Source organism: Agrobacterium tumefaciens str. B6 (assembly GCF_001541315.1).
Taxonomy (GTDB): domain Bacteria; phylum Pseudomonadota; class Alphaproteobacteria; order Rhizobiales; family Rhizobiaceae; genus Agrobacterium; species Agrobacterium radiobacter.
Genome location: NZ_LMVK01000021.1, coordinates 1 through 13,863, shown reverse-complemented (window position 1 = coordinate 13,863; position 13,863 = coordinate 1). Strand labels below are relative to the sequence as shown.

General features: G+C 57.8%; 12 protein-coding genes and 1 pseudogene. 7 read left to right on the top strand and 6 right to left on the bottom strand.

What is annotated here, in order from left to right:
* Window positions 1-5: 5 nt before the first annotated feature.
* The 3 genes from ASB65_RS15890 to ASB65_RS15880 all read left to right on the top strand — a co-directional run bounded on the left by ASB65_RS15890 (window position 6) and on the right by ASB65_RS15880 (window position 2,654).
* Complete coding sequence (locus ASB65_RS15890) at window positions 6-755, top strand: MerR family transcriptional regulator (protein ID WP_060724624.1); 750 nt, start codon at window positions 6-8, stop codon at window positions 753-755.
* Between the two features lie 134 nt (window positions 756-889).
* Window positions 890-1,807 (top strand): LysR family transcriptional regulator, encoded by a 918-nt coding sequence (locus ASB65_RS15885; RefSeq protein ID WP_060724623.1) that lies wholly within the window; start codon window positions 890-892, stop codon window positions 1,805-1,807.
* Window positions 1,808-1,934: 127 nt separating this feature from the next.
* Window positions 1,935-2,654 carry a L,D-transpeptidase gene (locus ASB65_RS15880; protein ID WP_060724647.1) on the top strand — a complete coding sequence of 240 codons (720 nt, stop codon included), beginning with the start codon at window positions 1,935-1,937 and terminating at the stop codon, window positions 2,652-2,654.
* A gap of 49 nt (window positions 2,655-2,703) precedes the next feature.
* Here ASB65_RS15880 and ASB65_RS15875 read toward each other — a convergent pair whose 3' ends face one another.
* The 5 genes from ASB65_RS15875 to ASB65_RS28525 form a co-directional block, all read right to left on the bottom strand.
* Window positions 2,704-3,681: a LysR family transcriptional regulator gene (locus ASB65_RS15875; protein ID WP_080868723.1), complete on the bottom strand. Its 978-nt coding sequence runs from the start codon at window positions 3,679-3,681 to the stop codon at window positions 2,704-2,706.
* A gap of 30 nt (window positions 3,682-3,711) precedes the next feature.
* Window positions 3,712-4,728, bottom strand: coding sequence for an aldo/keto reductase (locus ASB65_RS15870; RefSeq protein ID WP_060724646.1), 1,017 nt, complete (start codon window positions 4,726-4,728; stop codon window positions 3,712-3,714).
* Between the two features lie 131 nt (window positions 4,729-4,859).
* On the bottom strand, window positions 4,860-5,960 hold the full coding sequence (locus ASB65_RS15865; RefSeq protein WP_060724621.1) for a Gfo/Idh/MocA family protein: 1,101 nt from the start codon (window positions 5,958-5,960) through the stop codon (window positions 4,860-4,862).
* 52 nt (window positions 5,961-6,012) lie between these two features.
* Entirely contained in the window at window positions 6,013-7,083 is a 1,071-nt protein-coding gene (locus tag ASB65_RS28740; protein WP_174014805.1) for a hypothetical protein, read from the bottom strand.
* Complete coding sequence (locus ASB65_RS28525) at window positions 7,026-7,760, bottom strand: MFS transporter (RefSeq protein ID WP_060724620.1); 735 nt, start codon at window positions 7,758-7,760, stop codon at window positions 7,026-7,028. Before ASB65_RS28525 ends, ASB65_RS28740 begins: the two co-directional genes overlap by 58 nt.
* 197 nt (window positions 7,761-7,957) lie before the next feature.
* Between ASB65_RS28525 and ASB65_RS15850 the strand changes: the two genes are divergently transcribed.
* The 4 genes from ASB65_RS15850 (at window position 7,958) to ASB65_RS15835 (ending at window position 12,906) form a co-directional block, all read left to right on the top strand.
* Window positions 7,958-8,812 carry a pirin family protein gene (locus ASB65_RS15850; RefSeq protein ID WP_060724619.1) on the top strand — a complete coding sequence of 285 codons (855 nt, stop codon included), beginning with the start codon at window positions 7,958-7,960 and terminating at the stop codon, window positions 8,810-8,812.
* Between the two features lie 266 nt (window positions 8,813-9,078).
* Entirely contained in the window at window positions 9,079-10,197 is a 1,119-nt protein-coding gene (locus ASB65_RS15845; protein ID WP_060724618.1) for an NAD(P)-dependent alcohol dehydrogenase, read from the top strand.
* Window positions 10,198-10,244: 47 nt separating this feature from the next.
* Window positions 10,245-11,324 carry an MBL fold metallo-hydrolase gene (locus ASB65_RS15840; RefSeq protein ID WP_080868726.1) on the top strand — a complete coding sequence of 360 codons (1,080 nt, stop codon included), beginning with the start codon at window positions 10,245-10,247 and terminating at the stop codon, window positions 11,322-11,324.
* Window positions 11,325-11,451: 127 nt separating this feature from the next.
* Window positions 11,452-12,906 (top strand): aldehyde dehydrogenase family protein, encoded by a 1,455-nt coding sequence (locus tag ASB65_RS15835; RefSeq protein ID WP_060724617.1) that lies wholly within the window; start codon window positions 11,452-11,454, stop codon window positions 12,904-12,906.
* Between the two features lie 760 nt (window positions 12,907-13,666).
* On the opposite strand, the pseudogene ASB65_RS28830 reads toward ASB65_RS15835, so the two are convergent.
* Window positions 13,667-13,855 (bottom strand): annotated as a pseudogene (locus tag ASB65_RS28830) (SAM-dependent methyltransferase); the annotation flags it as partial.
* Between the last annotated feature and the right edge of the window lie 8 nt (window positions 13,856-13,863).

Here is a 13,863-nt window from a genome sequence, read left to right as displayed (position 1 = left end):
GGCGCATGCGCAGTAAGGAGATTGCAGGACTGGCGGGCGTGAGCATCCGCACGTTGCGGCACTACCACCAGATCGGACTTTTGCCGGAGCCGCCAAGACAGAACAATGGGTATCGCGTTTACAGCGTGTCGCATTTGATCCGACTGCTGCGTATCGGTCAATTGACAGCGCTCGGTTTCTCGCTCTCGCAAATCCCAGCGTTTCTCGACGGTCGTGCCGAGATGAGCGAGGACAGTTTGGACGCTCTTCTTGAGGGGCTCACGCGGCAGATCGAACTTCTGGAGCGTCAACGCCGGACTGTTGCAGCCTTGCGTGATGGCAAAGGGCCGCCCGACATGGCACCGGAATTTGCTGCGTCTGTGATGGCGCTGGAAGAGGGCCGAGAGCCTCAAGCGGTGCGAGCCGGTCGGGAGCAATCTATACTCTTGTCACACCTTTTGAATGAAGAGCAGTGCGCAAAACTGGCTCGGCTCTATGACGAACTGGCGGATATCGAACATGATGCTACCGTGAGAGAGCTGGGGCATCGTTTCGATGCGTTGGGGCCTGCTGGCGACGACGCCGAGATTTCAGCCCTTGCCCAAGATTACATCGCCCATCTTGGATCATGGATGAGAGACTTCGACAACGCGTTGAGCGGCGGCAGGAACCACCAGGCAGCAATGCTGCTCTGGCTTCATGCACTGGAGAATACGAACAACCAGCAGAAGCGCCTGCTGATGCTGATCAACAGCGGGCTGGCGTCCGAGCGGTGATCGTTGGTTTGCGTCGAGAAGCACAGTCGGATCGGCGAGGTTAAAATTTTGCGCTATCCTGTACCCAGACATCATCAAGCCATATTCTAAACACCTGGTTATGACTGGATTCAGTTATAACCAAGAGCAATATCATGGATATCAACGTTGCTTTAAAGGCCTTCATCCGCACCGTCGAGAAGGGTTCGATTACTGCTGCGGCACGGGACCTCGGGGTAACGCAACCGGCAGTTACGAAGCATATTTCGAACCTCGAACGGCACGTTCAAGCCAGACTTCTGGAGCGCTCGTCGAAAATCGTTCGCCCGACGGCGCATGGGCTCGAATTATACGAAGCCAGCCGTATTGCGATCGCATCAATCGACGCGGCGCTGGAGGGCGTCCGCATCAACACAGGTGAAATCGAAGGCAATCTAAGAATTCATGCCCCATCTTGCATTGGTGTTGGCCATCTCGAGCGTATAGTCGGGGAATTTCAGGATGAGTATTGCGGGATTTCCGTCGAACTGGCTCTCGACGAGCGCACAGTCGACTTGGTCTATGATAATTTCGATTTGTCACTTCACTACGGGAAAATCGAGGATCAGGACGTCATCGCACGTCGCATCGGGTGGGTGGAGCGATTTCTCGTCGCTTCCCCTCTCTACCTGGAACAGGTAGGGCAGATTAACGATACGGGACGGCTTCCAGAGCTTGAGGTCATTGGCACCCCGAAGATGCTCGCTCATCGCAATACTATTTCCCTATTGGGACCTGGTGCGCACGCCGAGGACGTCATCGTCAGGCCATTACTCATAACGAACAATGCGCATGTCATGATTGCAGCACTTTTACGAGGACGGGGTGTGGGACTGGTGCAGAAGAACCTCGTCTTGGACTTATTGGCCAGCGGCGAGCTTGTAAGGGTGCTTCCCGAATATTGGCTGCGATCTACCGAAGCTTTTCTTGCTTATCCGTCCACAAAGTTCATGCGACCGGTCGTCCGGGCATTTACGGACTTCGTTATGCCGCGGCTCAGGAACATTGACGGGATCTCCCCGGAGCAGCGGTAGCCCCGCATGGCATAGCCAACGGTTATGACGGCTATCACTCATACAGATATGGAATATTCCGTCTGTTGGAGGATACCGTGCGATTCAAGCACGTGTGCCAGCCGCAACCCGAAAGTCGCCTTCCATGATGCAGAACCGAAATAGTTTCATATCCCGTCGTACGTTCATAGTCGGCTCTTTGGCCGCGCCGGTCATACTCGGCGGATGCGCAACAGTCCAAGAAAGACCGGCGCCAGGCTCGTCCCAGCCCATTGCCACTCCGCAGCCTTCACCGGTCGACCCGGATCTTGCTTCCCGTTACGCTGCATTTGAAGACGGTGGACATTTCGTTCCTGCAGTTCCTTTTGAGCGAATGAACCCGGAATATCTCAGGCAGCGCGTTGCTGACCCGACCGGGGAGGCGCCGGGAACCGTTGTCGTCGATACGCCAAGGCGATTTCTCTATCTGGTGGAAAACGGCGGAACTGCGTTACGATATGGCGTTGGCATCGGGCGCGACGGATTTTCATGGGAAGGGAACGGATATATCCACTGGCGTCAGCATTGGCCAAGATGGAAGCCGCCAAGCGAGATGATTGCAAGGCAACCCGAACTGGAAAAATACTCTGTCGCAAACGGAGGGATGGATCCTGGCCTCCATAACCCTCTCGGCGCTCGCGCTCTTTATATTTTCCAGAACGGAAAAGATACGCTGTATCGTCTCCACGGCAATCCGGAATGGCAATCCATCGGCAAGGCTGTTTCATCTGGCTGCGTCCGCCTTATGAACCAAGACATCGTTGACCTTTACGACCGCGTTCCGTTCCATGCGCCAATCGTCGTGCATCAGACGCCGATGGCCGTGTGATGGCGATTGAGCGTTACGCGTTGACTGCCTGCTGCGATACGATGGCCGCCTAGTAATACTGCGGGGCAAGATCGCTGCAGATATTTTCTGAAGAGAGCCACACGTGGGGAAACGCGGCGAGCAGTCCGTTTCTCAGCCATTGCTGGGCCGGGTGCCCGTCATTGCGACGATGCCAAGACAGCACGAATGGTACCGGGTTTAGGGGGAGCGGGAAATCGAAGACTGCAAGACGCTCTGCAAAGCCTGAATGAGCAACGACGCTTTCGATGACGGTCGCGACCATATCCGACGATGCAACCAATGCCGGTGCGGCGTGCATATGGGGAATGGTCACGGCCGCTCGTCTCCTGAAATTCTTCGAAGCCAGTGCGGCATCGGCAACATCCAGGCCCTCATTATCGGGCGCGACCAGGATATGCGTCAGAGACAGAAACGTTTCCGGATCGAAAGGGCGGCCGAGGATTGGATGATCCTTCCTAAGGATACAAACGAACCGCTCCTGGAAAAGCCGGGCACTCAGGATGCGGCTCGTGGGCGTGGGGGGAATGCCGACTGTCAGATCGACGCCGCCGCTGTCGAGCAGGGAAACCGCGTCATCACGGCTGCTGTAATCCCTGACTTTGATATCAATTCCGGGGGCTTTTTCCTCAAGCAGCGACAGGAGGCGCGGCAATATGACTGAACCTGCATGTGCCGAAACGGCAATGGAAAAAGACACGGTCGATTTGCCGGGATCAAAACCCTGGGTGAATTGCAATGTCCGCTGAATGTCCCGCAGAGCAAGCGAGATCGGTTCGGCAAGTTCTACCGCTCGCGGTGTAGGTTGAAGACCGTTCGGCCCGCGAACGAATAATTCGTCACGCAGCAGAAACCGCAATCGCGACAAAGCCGCGCTCATGGCCGGCTGGGTCCGGCCAATACGGCTTCCGGCACGTGTCACATTGCGCTCGGAATTGAGGGCATCAAAGGCAACGAGAAGATTGAGATCGATACCGTGTAAATTCATGGGATGGATAATTAAACTCATCCTTCATCGATCTCAAGCATCTTTTCGGTGTCAGCGCGAGTGTCCGTTTCCGTCATTCAGCAACCAACCCGGATACTCGACGGGTAGACGACTGACCCCATCGAGCTGCGCCATGTCGTTATCGTCCAGCTCAATCGATGCGGACCGAATGTTTTCCTGCAGTTGCTCGACGCGCTTTGCACCGACGATGACGGTGGAGACGATGCTTTGCTTCAGTAACCAGGCAATCGCGATCTGCGCCGGGCTGGAGCCGTGTTTCTCCGCGACAGCTTTAAGGACCGCGATCAGGGGCTCTCCCCGGATGCGATCGATGGGTGGAAAATCCAATTCCATCTGTCGGCCGCCTGCTGCGTTACCACCAGCAGAATACTTTCCGGTGAGATACCCGCCGGCAAGCGGACTCCACACCATGAGGCCAACACGTTCCGATGAGAGCAGCGGGCCAATCTCGCGCTCCAGATCGCGCCCGACAAGCGTATAATATGCCTGCAGTGACGTGATTGGTGCGAGGGCTCTGGCGCGTGTTATCCCGATCGCCTTCATGATCTGCCACGCGGCCCAGTTCGAAAGGCCGATGTAGCGGACGTCCCCCGCCCGGACGAGTGTGTCGAGCGCCTCCAGCGTTTCCTCGATCGGTGTAGCGGAATCGAATGCGTGGATTTGGTATAGATCGATGTGGTCCAGACCCAGTCGGCCGAGGCTTGCACGGCATTCGGAGATTATATGTCCACGCGAAGCGCCGCGATGGTTCGGTCCGTCACCCATGGCGGAGGCGACTTTGGTGGCGATCACGACATCCCTGCGCGACACACCAAGGTTCTTCAGCGAGTGTCCCAGTATTTCTTCGCTGCGTCCGTGCGCATAGACATTTGCTGTATCGAACAGGTTTATGCCGGCGTCGAGAGCGGCCTTGACCAGTGCATCGGCATCCCCCTGTCCAAGTCTTCCCACCTTTCCCCATAATCCGTCAGTTCCGCCGAATGTCATGGCGCCGAAACACAATTCCGACACGAACAACCCGCTTTCACCCAGCTTGCGCATTTGCATGATGTCGTCCTTCTTTTTGAAATTCTCGAGTTGGGCGGGCGGCGGTAGCTTTCGTTGAGCGTATTTCCGCACTGATTGCATTTACGGTCGGCTCGACATTCGTTGCGAATACCGAGCCTTTCTGCGGCGCCTTACACGATGTGCTGCCGTTCGCCAGTTCTTGCCGCAAGCTCGACGGCCGCGATCAAACGGCTGTTGTGGCGGGCATGGTCGAAACCGGGAGTGGTGTATGTACCGTTCGCCAGATCGCGCCCCAGGGACGCATAGACCTCCCCGACATTGATAGCGGCGCCTGACCAGAATTCGGCCGCGGTCGGACCGACACCGTTGGCAACCGGACTATCGGGCGCAGCGAATTCCACGCTCGATGAAAGTAAAATGTCTCCGACTTGTACGGCTGCCAGATGATTGCCGGTCAGCTTCAGCCAGCCCTGCGAACCACGGATCTCGAATACAAAACTCGCCTCATCTGCAGGCACGCCCGCCAGAACCTGCACGGATACAGGCGCACCGCTTGCCGTCTTGGCGATCAAATCGAGATGATCCGGAATTTCTCGCTGTGAAGTCTCGCCTGTATCAACGATCTCGATCTCCGGCCAGAGCAACTCCGTGCGCGCATCGACCTCCACAATGTTGCCGAGCACAGCCTCGATGACGTCCAGCACGTGGCCTGCCGTGATCGTCATGAAGCTGGCGCCAGAAGCGGCCTTGTTGAAATAGTCGTACATGCTCGGAGATTGCGGACCGTAGCCGAATGTGGTTGCGCCGACACGGGCGGACATCAGGCGACCGAGCTTTCCTGACGCGACCAGTTCCGCCGCACGTCGGACGGCAGGATTATGCCGGCCTTGCAGGCCGATCGCGGTATGCAAAGACCCGACTGCTGCGGCCATCTCGTTTGTTTCCGCCAGCGTTGCGCCCAGAGGCGCTTCGCAATAGACGGCTTTACCCGCCTGCAAGGCGGCCATCACGAGATTCTTGTGCGCCGGCACCTTCACGGCGACCGTGATGACGTCAATGGTTTCGTCGCTGATCATCGCGTAGGGATCGGCAAACCAGAGTTCTGCGCCGAATGCTTCGGCCGCCGCCTTGGCGGTTTCCTCGCGCCGGGTCGCGACTGCCGCCAGCGTCAGGTGAGCTTGTGACGCCAGAGCTGGCACATGCGATGCGCCTGCCCAACTTCCGTGAGTGTCTGCTCCAATAATACCCACACGAAATTTCTTATCCGACATCTGCAATGCTCCAAATCACGTTACGGAACGCTACCTGCGTCCTGAGCAAGATCTAATCGACCCCGGCACTGTAACGAAATCGATAAGTGATATGAGCGAACATCCACGCCATGGATATCGCCTGGCGCCCCTGCGGCGACACTGCGACCAAAAGAAGTATTGCCCCGGCTGTAGCTATAGCGCTCAAGACCACCCGTGCCTGAAACGAAAGGGTCGGCGGGTGCCACGGCATTCCTGACTGCGGCTTGGTCGGACCGACCGTATCGAAAGGGGCTGCACCGCTAGTGGACACCTGTTTCTCCCGGCGGATTTCTGCCAGCTTATGCCGGATACGAATTGCGAGGAGCACAGCCAGATAGGCAGCCGTTAAGAAAGCCAACACCGCTGCCAAGCGCAAGGCGTTCTGATGGGCAAGGGCCCAATCTCGCGAAACAGTCGCGATGCCGTCGATATAGGATCCGAACAAAGCCTGGCCGGTAAGGGCGCCAATCGAATTGATCGCCCCAAACAGGACGATAAAACTCAAGAGTTCTCGGCCACCTTTCTGCAGCGCGCTCGTGATGCCTAACACCAGTGCCGGCCCGAGAAAGAACATGGCCGCGAATGAGATCACCGCTTGGGACAAATAAAACCAGGGCAGATGCTCAAGACTCGTGGCGGAGCTGACGGCAAGTGTCGCGGCAGCTATTGCGGTGACCGCCAGCATCATGGACATCACCAGTTTTTCGACATTCACCGTGATTGCGCTCACGATCACGCCGGCAAGAGCGCTGACAAAGGTGACGATCGAAAATGCTCCGAGGTGTTCGTCGCTGCCTCCTGGCGCCGTCAAAAACCTGGTTGCAAAATTCTGTTCGGCAATGACGATCCTGGCCAGGAAAATTGCAAAAGCAAAGCGGACGATATCACCGCTCCCGAGCCAGCGCAGGTTGAGAAGAGGTGCGGTCCGGCCGTTCTCGAGTATCAGCGCGGCGATGATCGTCGGAAGCGCGAGCGACAGAAACCAAATGATCCAAGGCGCCTTGAACCATCCTTCCAGTCGTCCGAGCCCCAACACTGCTGCAATCAGAGCGAGGCTACCACCCAAAAGCAGAAAGGTGAGGAAATCCAGAGGTTCGAACACTCGCTCTCGCTCGGCGGGTGGCAGCCGGAACGTTCCGACGGCGGCGAGAGAGAGAAATGCGAGACCGGCTTCGAGCAGAAATATCGACTGCCAATGCGAGCTGACAGACAGCCATGGCGAGATGACGCTTGCGAGCGGGAACGCGCATGCGAGATACCAAGGCCAAGTATCAGCCCCCTGACGCGCCAACGGCCCGGAAGGGCCTGCATCACGTAGAATAAGGACAACGGCGTTAACGCCGCCGCAACAAAGCCGCTTGCAGCCCTGATGGCGAGTGTGAGCCAGTGATCTGCGGTCAAGAGATAGGTGAGAGACAGGAGAGCATACACGCTAAGGGCAACCTGCGTGAATACACGCAGACCATATTGCTGGCGGAACTTGATCAGCAGCAGATTGGCAGAAATATTGGTCATGGCATATGCCGTCGGCAGCCAGGCCGCCTGAACGGAGCTCAACGCCAAGCCCGTTTGTAGCTCCGTAATGTTGACCATGAGCAGTGCGTTGCCCAGTCCGGCGGTCAGGCCGACCAGAATTGCGACGAGGGCATAGGCGATCCGCAGCGTCAGGACATGCTCTGGCGTCGCCGGCGACCCCGGGACCACTGGTCTTTCATGCTCGGGAAAGTCCCATGCTTCCTCACGGAAAAAGCTGCGAACACGCTGCGTCAGTCTCATCATCGTGCTCTCGTTGTTGGTTTGTCGGCATCAATCCGCAGCAGCGTAGCGCAATTCCGGTGGCCTGAGGCGTTGCAGGTTTGGCAACATAGGGTTCGGGGGATCGTGACTTGTTGCGAGCGGTGCCTCGTTCAAAATCACTACCCATTCGTCGACAGAGCGGACAGGTTTCACCTCTCAACTTCACGAGGGCAGCAAAGATGTTTCAAAGGTCCATCGACAGCATTACAACCACACCGCCTCTCGGCCCCGGCTTTGCGGGCGAGAGGCACAAAGCAGCCCTCGTCGTTGCACCGGGAAATTTTTCCGCGACCGACCCGTTCTTCCTGATGGCGGACGATCACGTGACCGGCGAGGGGCAATTCGGCGAGGCCCACCCTCATGCCGGCCTGGAGACCGTCACGTTCATGCTTCACGGCACCATGGAGGATGCCGGCGGACGCCTGATCGAAGGAGACGTGGAGTGGATGACTGCCGGAAGCGGTATCGTGCATTCGGAAGATGCCCAGGTTTCGACACGGATGCGTCTGTTTCAGCTGTGGCTGGTTCTTCCCGAGCGGGAGCGCAACATGGCGCCGAGGGTGCAGATCCTGAGACGTGACGAAATGCCGGTACATCGCGGCAACGGCTTCGAAGCGACCGTTTACAGTGGTCGTTCGGCAGGGATCATCGCATCGACGAAGAATGCCGTGCCTGTAACCTTGGTCGAAATTCGGCTCGAGGCGGGAGCCGAGTTTGAGCAGGTTCTGCCGTCATCATATAATGGCTTCGTCGTGGTCATCGCGGGCGAAATCGAGGCGGGCACCCGAGCGACGGCTCTAACTACGGGTAAGGTCGGGTGGGCCAATCCCCTGGCAACTGACGGTGAAAGCGCCCTGAGGCTGAAGGCGGGGGAGAATGGCGCACGCGTGCTTTTGTATGCAGGCCAACCGCAAAACATCCATGTCGGGGCACAAGGCCCGTTTATCGCAGGCTCCAAAGAGGAGCTCGCCCGCTATTATGCCGCATACCGACAAGGCAAATTCCCGAATGCTGGCGAGATGCGACCTGTCTGATCTGTCTGTCCAGCTGCCATGAGGCCACAAAGGGTTTCGTTATCAGCAACCCGACGTTCCGCCATTGCTGTCTTTAGCCGTTCGACAGCATGGATATGTTCGCGAACAGCAGGCCCGCAAAGGGGCTGAGAGAACCAGCCACCTCACCACCGCTCGTCAAACCACAACTCAAGCGGACCGGATCGAGCCTTTCTGAACATGGATCACCGCCGGTCCGTGAGCGGGATCATTCGCCCCAGTATCCGAAATCAGCCAATGGAGGAAAGATGACCCAACCCGCGACCGCAGCCGTACTGGAAGAAAAAAACGGCCCCTTCATTCTTCGTGAAGTGAAGCTTGAGGCACCGCGCCCCGACGAAGTGCTTATTCGCATGGTTGCTACGGGTATTTGCACGACCGATGCGCATGTCAGGCAACAGCTCATGCCAACTCCGCTCCCGGCGATCCTAGGCCATGAAGGTGCCGGCATCGTCAAAGATGTCGGATCAGCCGTGTCACATCTCAAGCCCGGCGATCACGTCGTTCTGTCTTATCACTCCTGCGGCCATTGCAAGCCGTGTTTGTCTTCGCATTCAGCCTACTGCGACCACGTCTGGGAAACGAATTTTGCCGGCGCCAGGCTCGACGGAACGATCGGCGTAGCAGTACCGGATGGAAACAGGCTCCATGCCCATTTTTTCGGCCAATCCTCGTTCTCGACTTACGCACTTGCCCACCAGCGCAACACCATCAAGGTGCCCGACGATGTTCCACTCGAATTGCTTGGACCGCTCGGTTGCGGCTTCCAGACCGGGGCCGGGTCGGTCTTGAAGGCGCTCAAAGTGCCGGTGGGCGCCTCTATCGCAATCTTCGGGGTAGGGGCAGTGGGACTGGCGGCAATCATGGCTGCCAGGGTTGCCGATGCGGCAGTCATTATCGCCATCGATGTCAATGCCGAACGGCTGAAGCTCGCTTCGGAGCTCGGCGCGACGCATTGTGTTAACCCACATGAGCAAGCCGATGTTGCCTCGGCGATCAAGGATATCGTGCCTCGCGGCGTCGAGTACGTTCTCGACACGAGCGGCCGGAAGGAGAACCTCGACGCCGGCATCGGCGCTCTTGCTCCGATGGGGCAGTTCGGCTTCGTCGCCTTCAACGACCATTCGGGCGCGGTTGTCGATGCATCGCGGCTCACGGTAGGGCAAAGCCTCTTCGGGATTATCCAGGGCGATGCCATCTCCGGACTGATGATTCCGGAACTGGTCGGCCTTTATCGAGCCGGCCGTTTCCCGTTCGACAGGCTGCTCACCTTCTACGACTTCGCCGACATCAATGAAGCATTCAACGATGTTGCGGCAGGGCGCGTGATCAAGGCCGTCCTGCGCTTTCCGACGCAAGCCGCTTAACCATCCACATTCTTTCGATATCGCAAACACCATGGAGGATTGATCATATGTGCGACCGACACCAGAAGCTCATCAGAGCGACCGACAAACCGAACTTTTTCGGGATTGACCATTACGGTTTTCCTGAGGCCGGGGAACACCCCGCGGATCCGCCGGGATATTATCCTGATTACTTCTCTTCTGAACGCTTCCAGAGGCTCGGCTACCATGTCGAGGAGCTTCGTGGCGGCTTCTACTGGGTCACCAGTGGCGGCTATGACGCGGCCTTCGTCGTGACCCGCGATGGCGTCGTCGCCATCGATGCACCGCCGACGATCGGTGAAAACATGTTGGCGGCGATCGAGGACGTTACGGACAAGCCGGTAACGCACGTGATCTACAGCCACTGGCACACCGATCACATTGGTGCGGCTTCGGTTTTCGGGCCGAATGTCGAGATCGTCGCGCACGACATCACCAAGGAATTGCTCGAGCGGTTCCCCGACCCGAACCGACCGGTGCCAACCATGACATTCGAGAAGGACCACCTGCTTGTCGTGGGCGGCGTCACTCTGGAACTGTCCTACAAGGGTGAAAACCACTGCCCCGGCAACATCTTCATTTATGCGCCAGCGCAAAAGGTACTGACCGTCATCGATATTGTCAGCCCCGGCAGCGCCACCTTCATGCATTGCGACGCATCGCAAAATATCACCGGCTGGTACGAAGCCCAAAAGCAACTGATGGAGTATGACTTTGATTTCCTCGTTGCCGGACATCACATGAAATACGGGACCCCGGAAACGGTCGCGGCTTCGATCGAATATTTTCAGGACGTTCTCCACGGCGCACAGGCAGCCGTGGATCGCTTCAGCCGATCCGATGCGCTCGTCAGCATCCTGGAGGGCGCCGGCTGGGACAAAGTGTTTTCAGGCACCGAGAACTGGATCAATTCGATGGCCAATTTTGCCACGAAATACGTCCTGGAAAAGAAGAGCAGCAATGGCCAGCTCTGGTCCGAGCGGCTCGCCGGCGTGACGACCCAGACGAAGTACCACGCCTATACCGTGCTGGAGTCGATCCGTCTGGAAAGGCCGCGGCCGAACTACCGCCTGCGCGGAGAAAATCCGCCACCGTTCCTGACCTGAACCGGGATCGTCCTCCACCTAATTCGGAAATCGGGAGGTAAGGCCTACCCCACTATGTCCGGAGGTCGCCTCCCATGAGAGCGGGCTGGACGTCGGGCGCTCTTGCAACCATCAGAAAGACAATCAGATGACGATATACTCCGCAAAGAACTGGATTGACGGCGCATTTGTGACGTCTTCGAAACGCGGCGGCTCAATCGACCCGGCAACATACGAGGCGATCGGAGATTATCCGGATGATGGCGGAGCGGCAGCCCGCTCCGCCATCGAAGCGGCCAAACGCGCTTTCCGGCAAACGGCTTGGCGCGACGATGCAGAACTGCGTGCCAAGGTGCTCGATGAGATGGCGTCAGCCATCGAGAGAAATCGTAAGCGACTGATCGACGTCCTATCTCTCGAAAACGGCAAACTTCGCGGCGAGGCGGCATTGGAGATCGACGGCAGTCCGAGCAAGCTTCGATACTGGGCTGCGATGGCTCGTACGGAGGCGGGGCGAGCGACGTTGCCGAAGCCCGGCAGCCTCTCCGTGATACTGCGCCAACCGATGGGAGTGGCGGGGATTATCGTTCCCTGGAATTCTCCTGTCATCCTTGCGGTCCGTTGCTTCGCGCCGGCACTTGCCGCCGGCTGCGCGGTCGTCGTTAAGATGCCCGACCAGACGGCGCAAGTCGCCAGCGTCCTGGCCGAGGTTCTTGCGGAAGCGAAAGACCTGCCGGGCGGTATCCTGAACATGTTCATCGAGAGCGGTGCGGAGGGCGCAGCGCTTCTGGTCGAAAGCCCCGATGTGCCGACGATCAGCTTCACCGGAAGTACGCAAACCGGCCGTACCATCGGTGCCATCGGTGCGAAGAGAATGAAGCGGTTCGGGCTGGAACTCGGCGGCAAGGCTCCGATGATCGTATTTGACGACGCTGATATCGAAGCCATGCTACCTGTTCTCGAAAAGGCACTCACCATCTTTGCCGGCCAGTTCTGTATGACGGGCTCGCGGCTGCTCGTACAGAGTTCAATCTACGAACGGGTCCGCCACGGCCTCGCCGAAAGGCTGCGTGCCGTCAAAGTCGGACCGGCATCCGACCCGGCGAGCGATATGGGGCCACTCATCGACAAGGAGAACGTCGCCCGTGTCGACAACGTGGTGAAAAATGCGCTGTCAACGGGTGCAACTGCGGTCGTTCGAGGAGGTCCCGTGACAGAAGGCCCTTTGGCGAAAGGTGCCTTTTTTCGTCCTTCGATGCTGGATGTCTCCGACAACAGCCTGCCGGTCGTGCAGCAGGAAACATTCGGTCCTGTGATAACCATCCAGCGGTTCTCAGATGAGCGGGAAGCAGTCGTGCTGGCAAACGATAACGACTATGGACTGTCTGCCTCGATCTGGACGCGGGACCTGGATCGCTCGTTAAGGGTCGCACAGGCGCTTGAAGCGGGCAGCGTGTTCATCAACGACTGGGCCAAAGTGTATGACGGGACGGAGGAGGGTGGCTTTAAGCAATCCGGCCTCGGCAGGCTGAACGGAATAGCCGCCATTGAGGACTTTATCGAATACAAACACATCGCCCTTAAACCTGGCTTGCTTCGATAATTGGAGCCAGTTGGTCAAAGGGCACTTCCTCGAGGCAGGCATCGAGTGACGGAGCTTAGATGGAAGTTTGCATTCGGTCGTGTCGCGTAATTTCCACTTAATGTTGCCAATCCAATTTGGCAGATGGATGGAGATGTCTCACCAACTCGGTCGACATCCCCCTAATTGGATAAGGGACTTCCGAAAGGATAATGATTTGCCGGACAAAGTTGACGCCTTGAAGCAGGCGGAAAGAGTTATGATGGATGCGATACATGCAGCTATCAGCCAAGCGGCAGTGGAATCGGAGGCTGCATTTCCGTCACGTGGACCACGAACCACTGCCCAAACTTACTTTGCGGACGCCGCCATGCGTCGACTGTTTTTACACCTGTGTGGTGCGAATGCGGATACGGCTAAGGGTGGTGATCCAGAGCACGCGTGGGACATACTCTATGTGGGGCGCGGTACAGCCCGGTATTGGGAAAAAGAACACGGAATTCGGTCTAGGCGCCGAAAGGCAGAGAGCCGTGCGGAGATCGAAAGGGAGAGACGCGAGAAATCCGCTCTTACGCAAAGCGCTCAGAAGCTGGCAACGGACACCGCCATCTGCGTGCTGATCGAACATGCGAGCATTTCCGACCCGGACCTGCGTGATCGCCTGGTGGCGACGTTTGAAGCGCGTGCCAGCGTCACCGATCCACTTTCGCAAGTCGAGCAGGATTTCGCCGATTTGGCGAAAGTCTCGATCGCCCGCCTTATTGGCACAGTCTTTTAAGCCATCGGCAATACGGAGCCCCGCGCCACAGCCGATGTCCAATACGCGTTCGCCCGTGACTGGCGCAGCAGCTTCGATCGCGGCCTGGCCAAACACCGCCATCATGGTATCAAGCCGTGCCTGGTAAGCAACCCAGCGCTCTCCGCTTTGGCCTTTCCAGTCGGCTACCTGAGAAACATTTTCCTCTGTCATACCACATC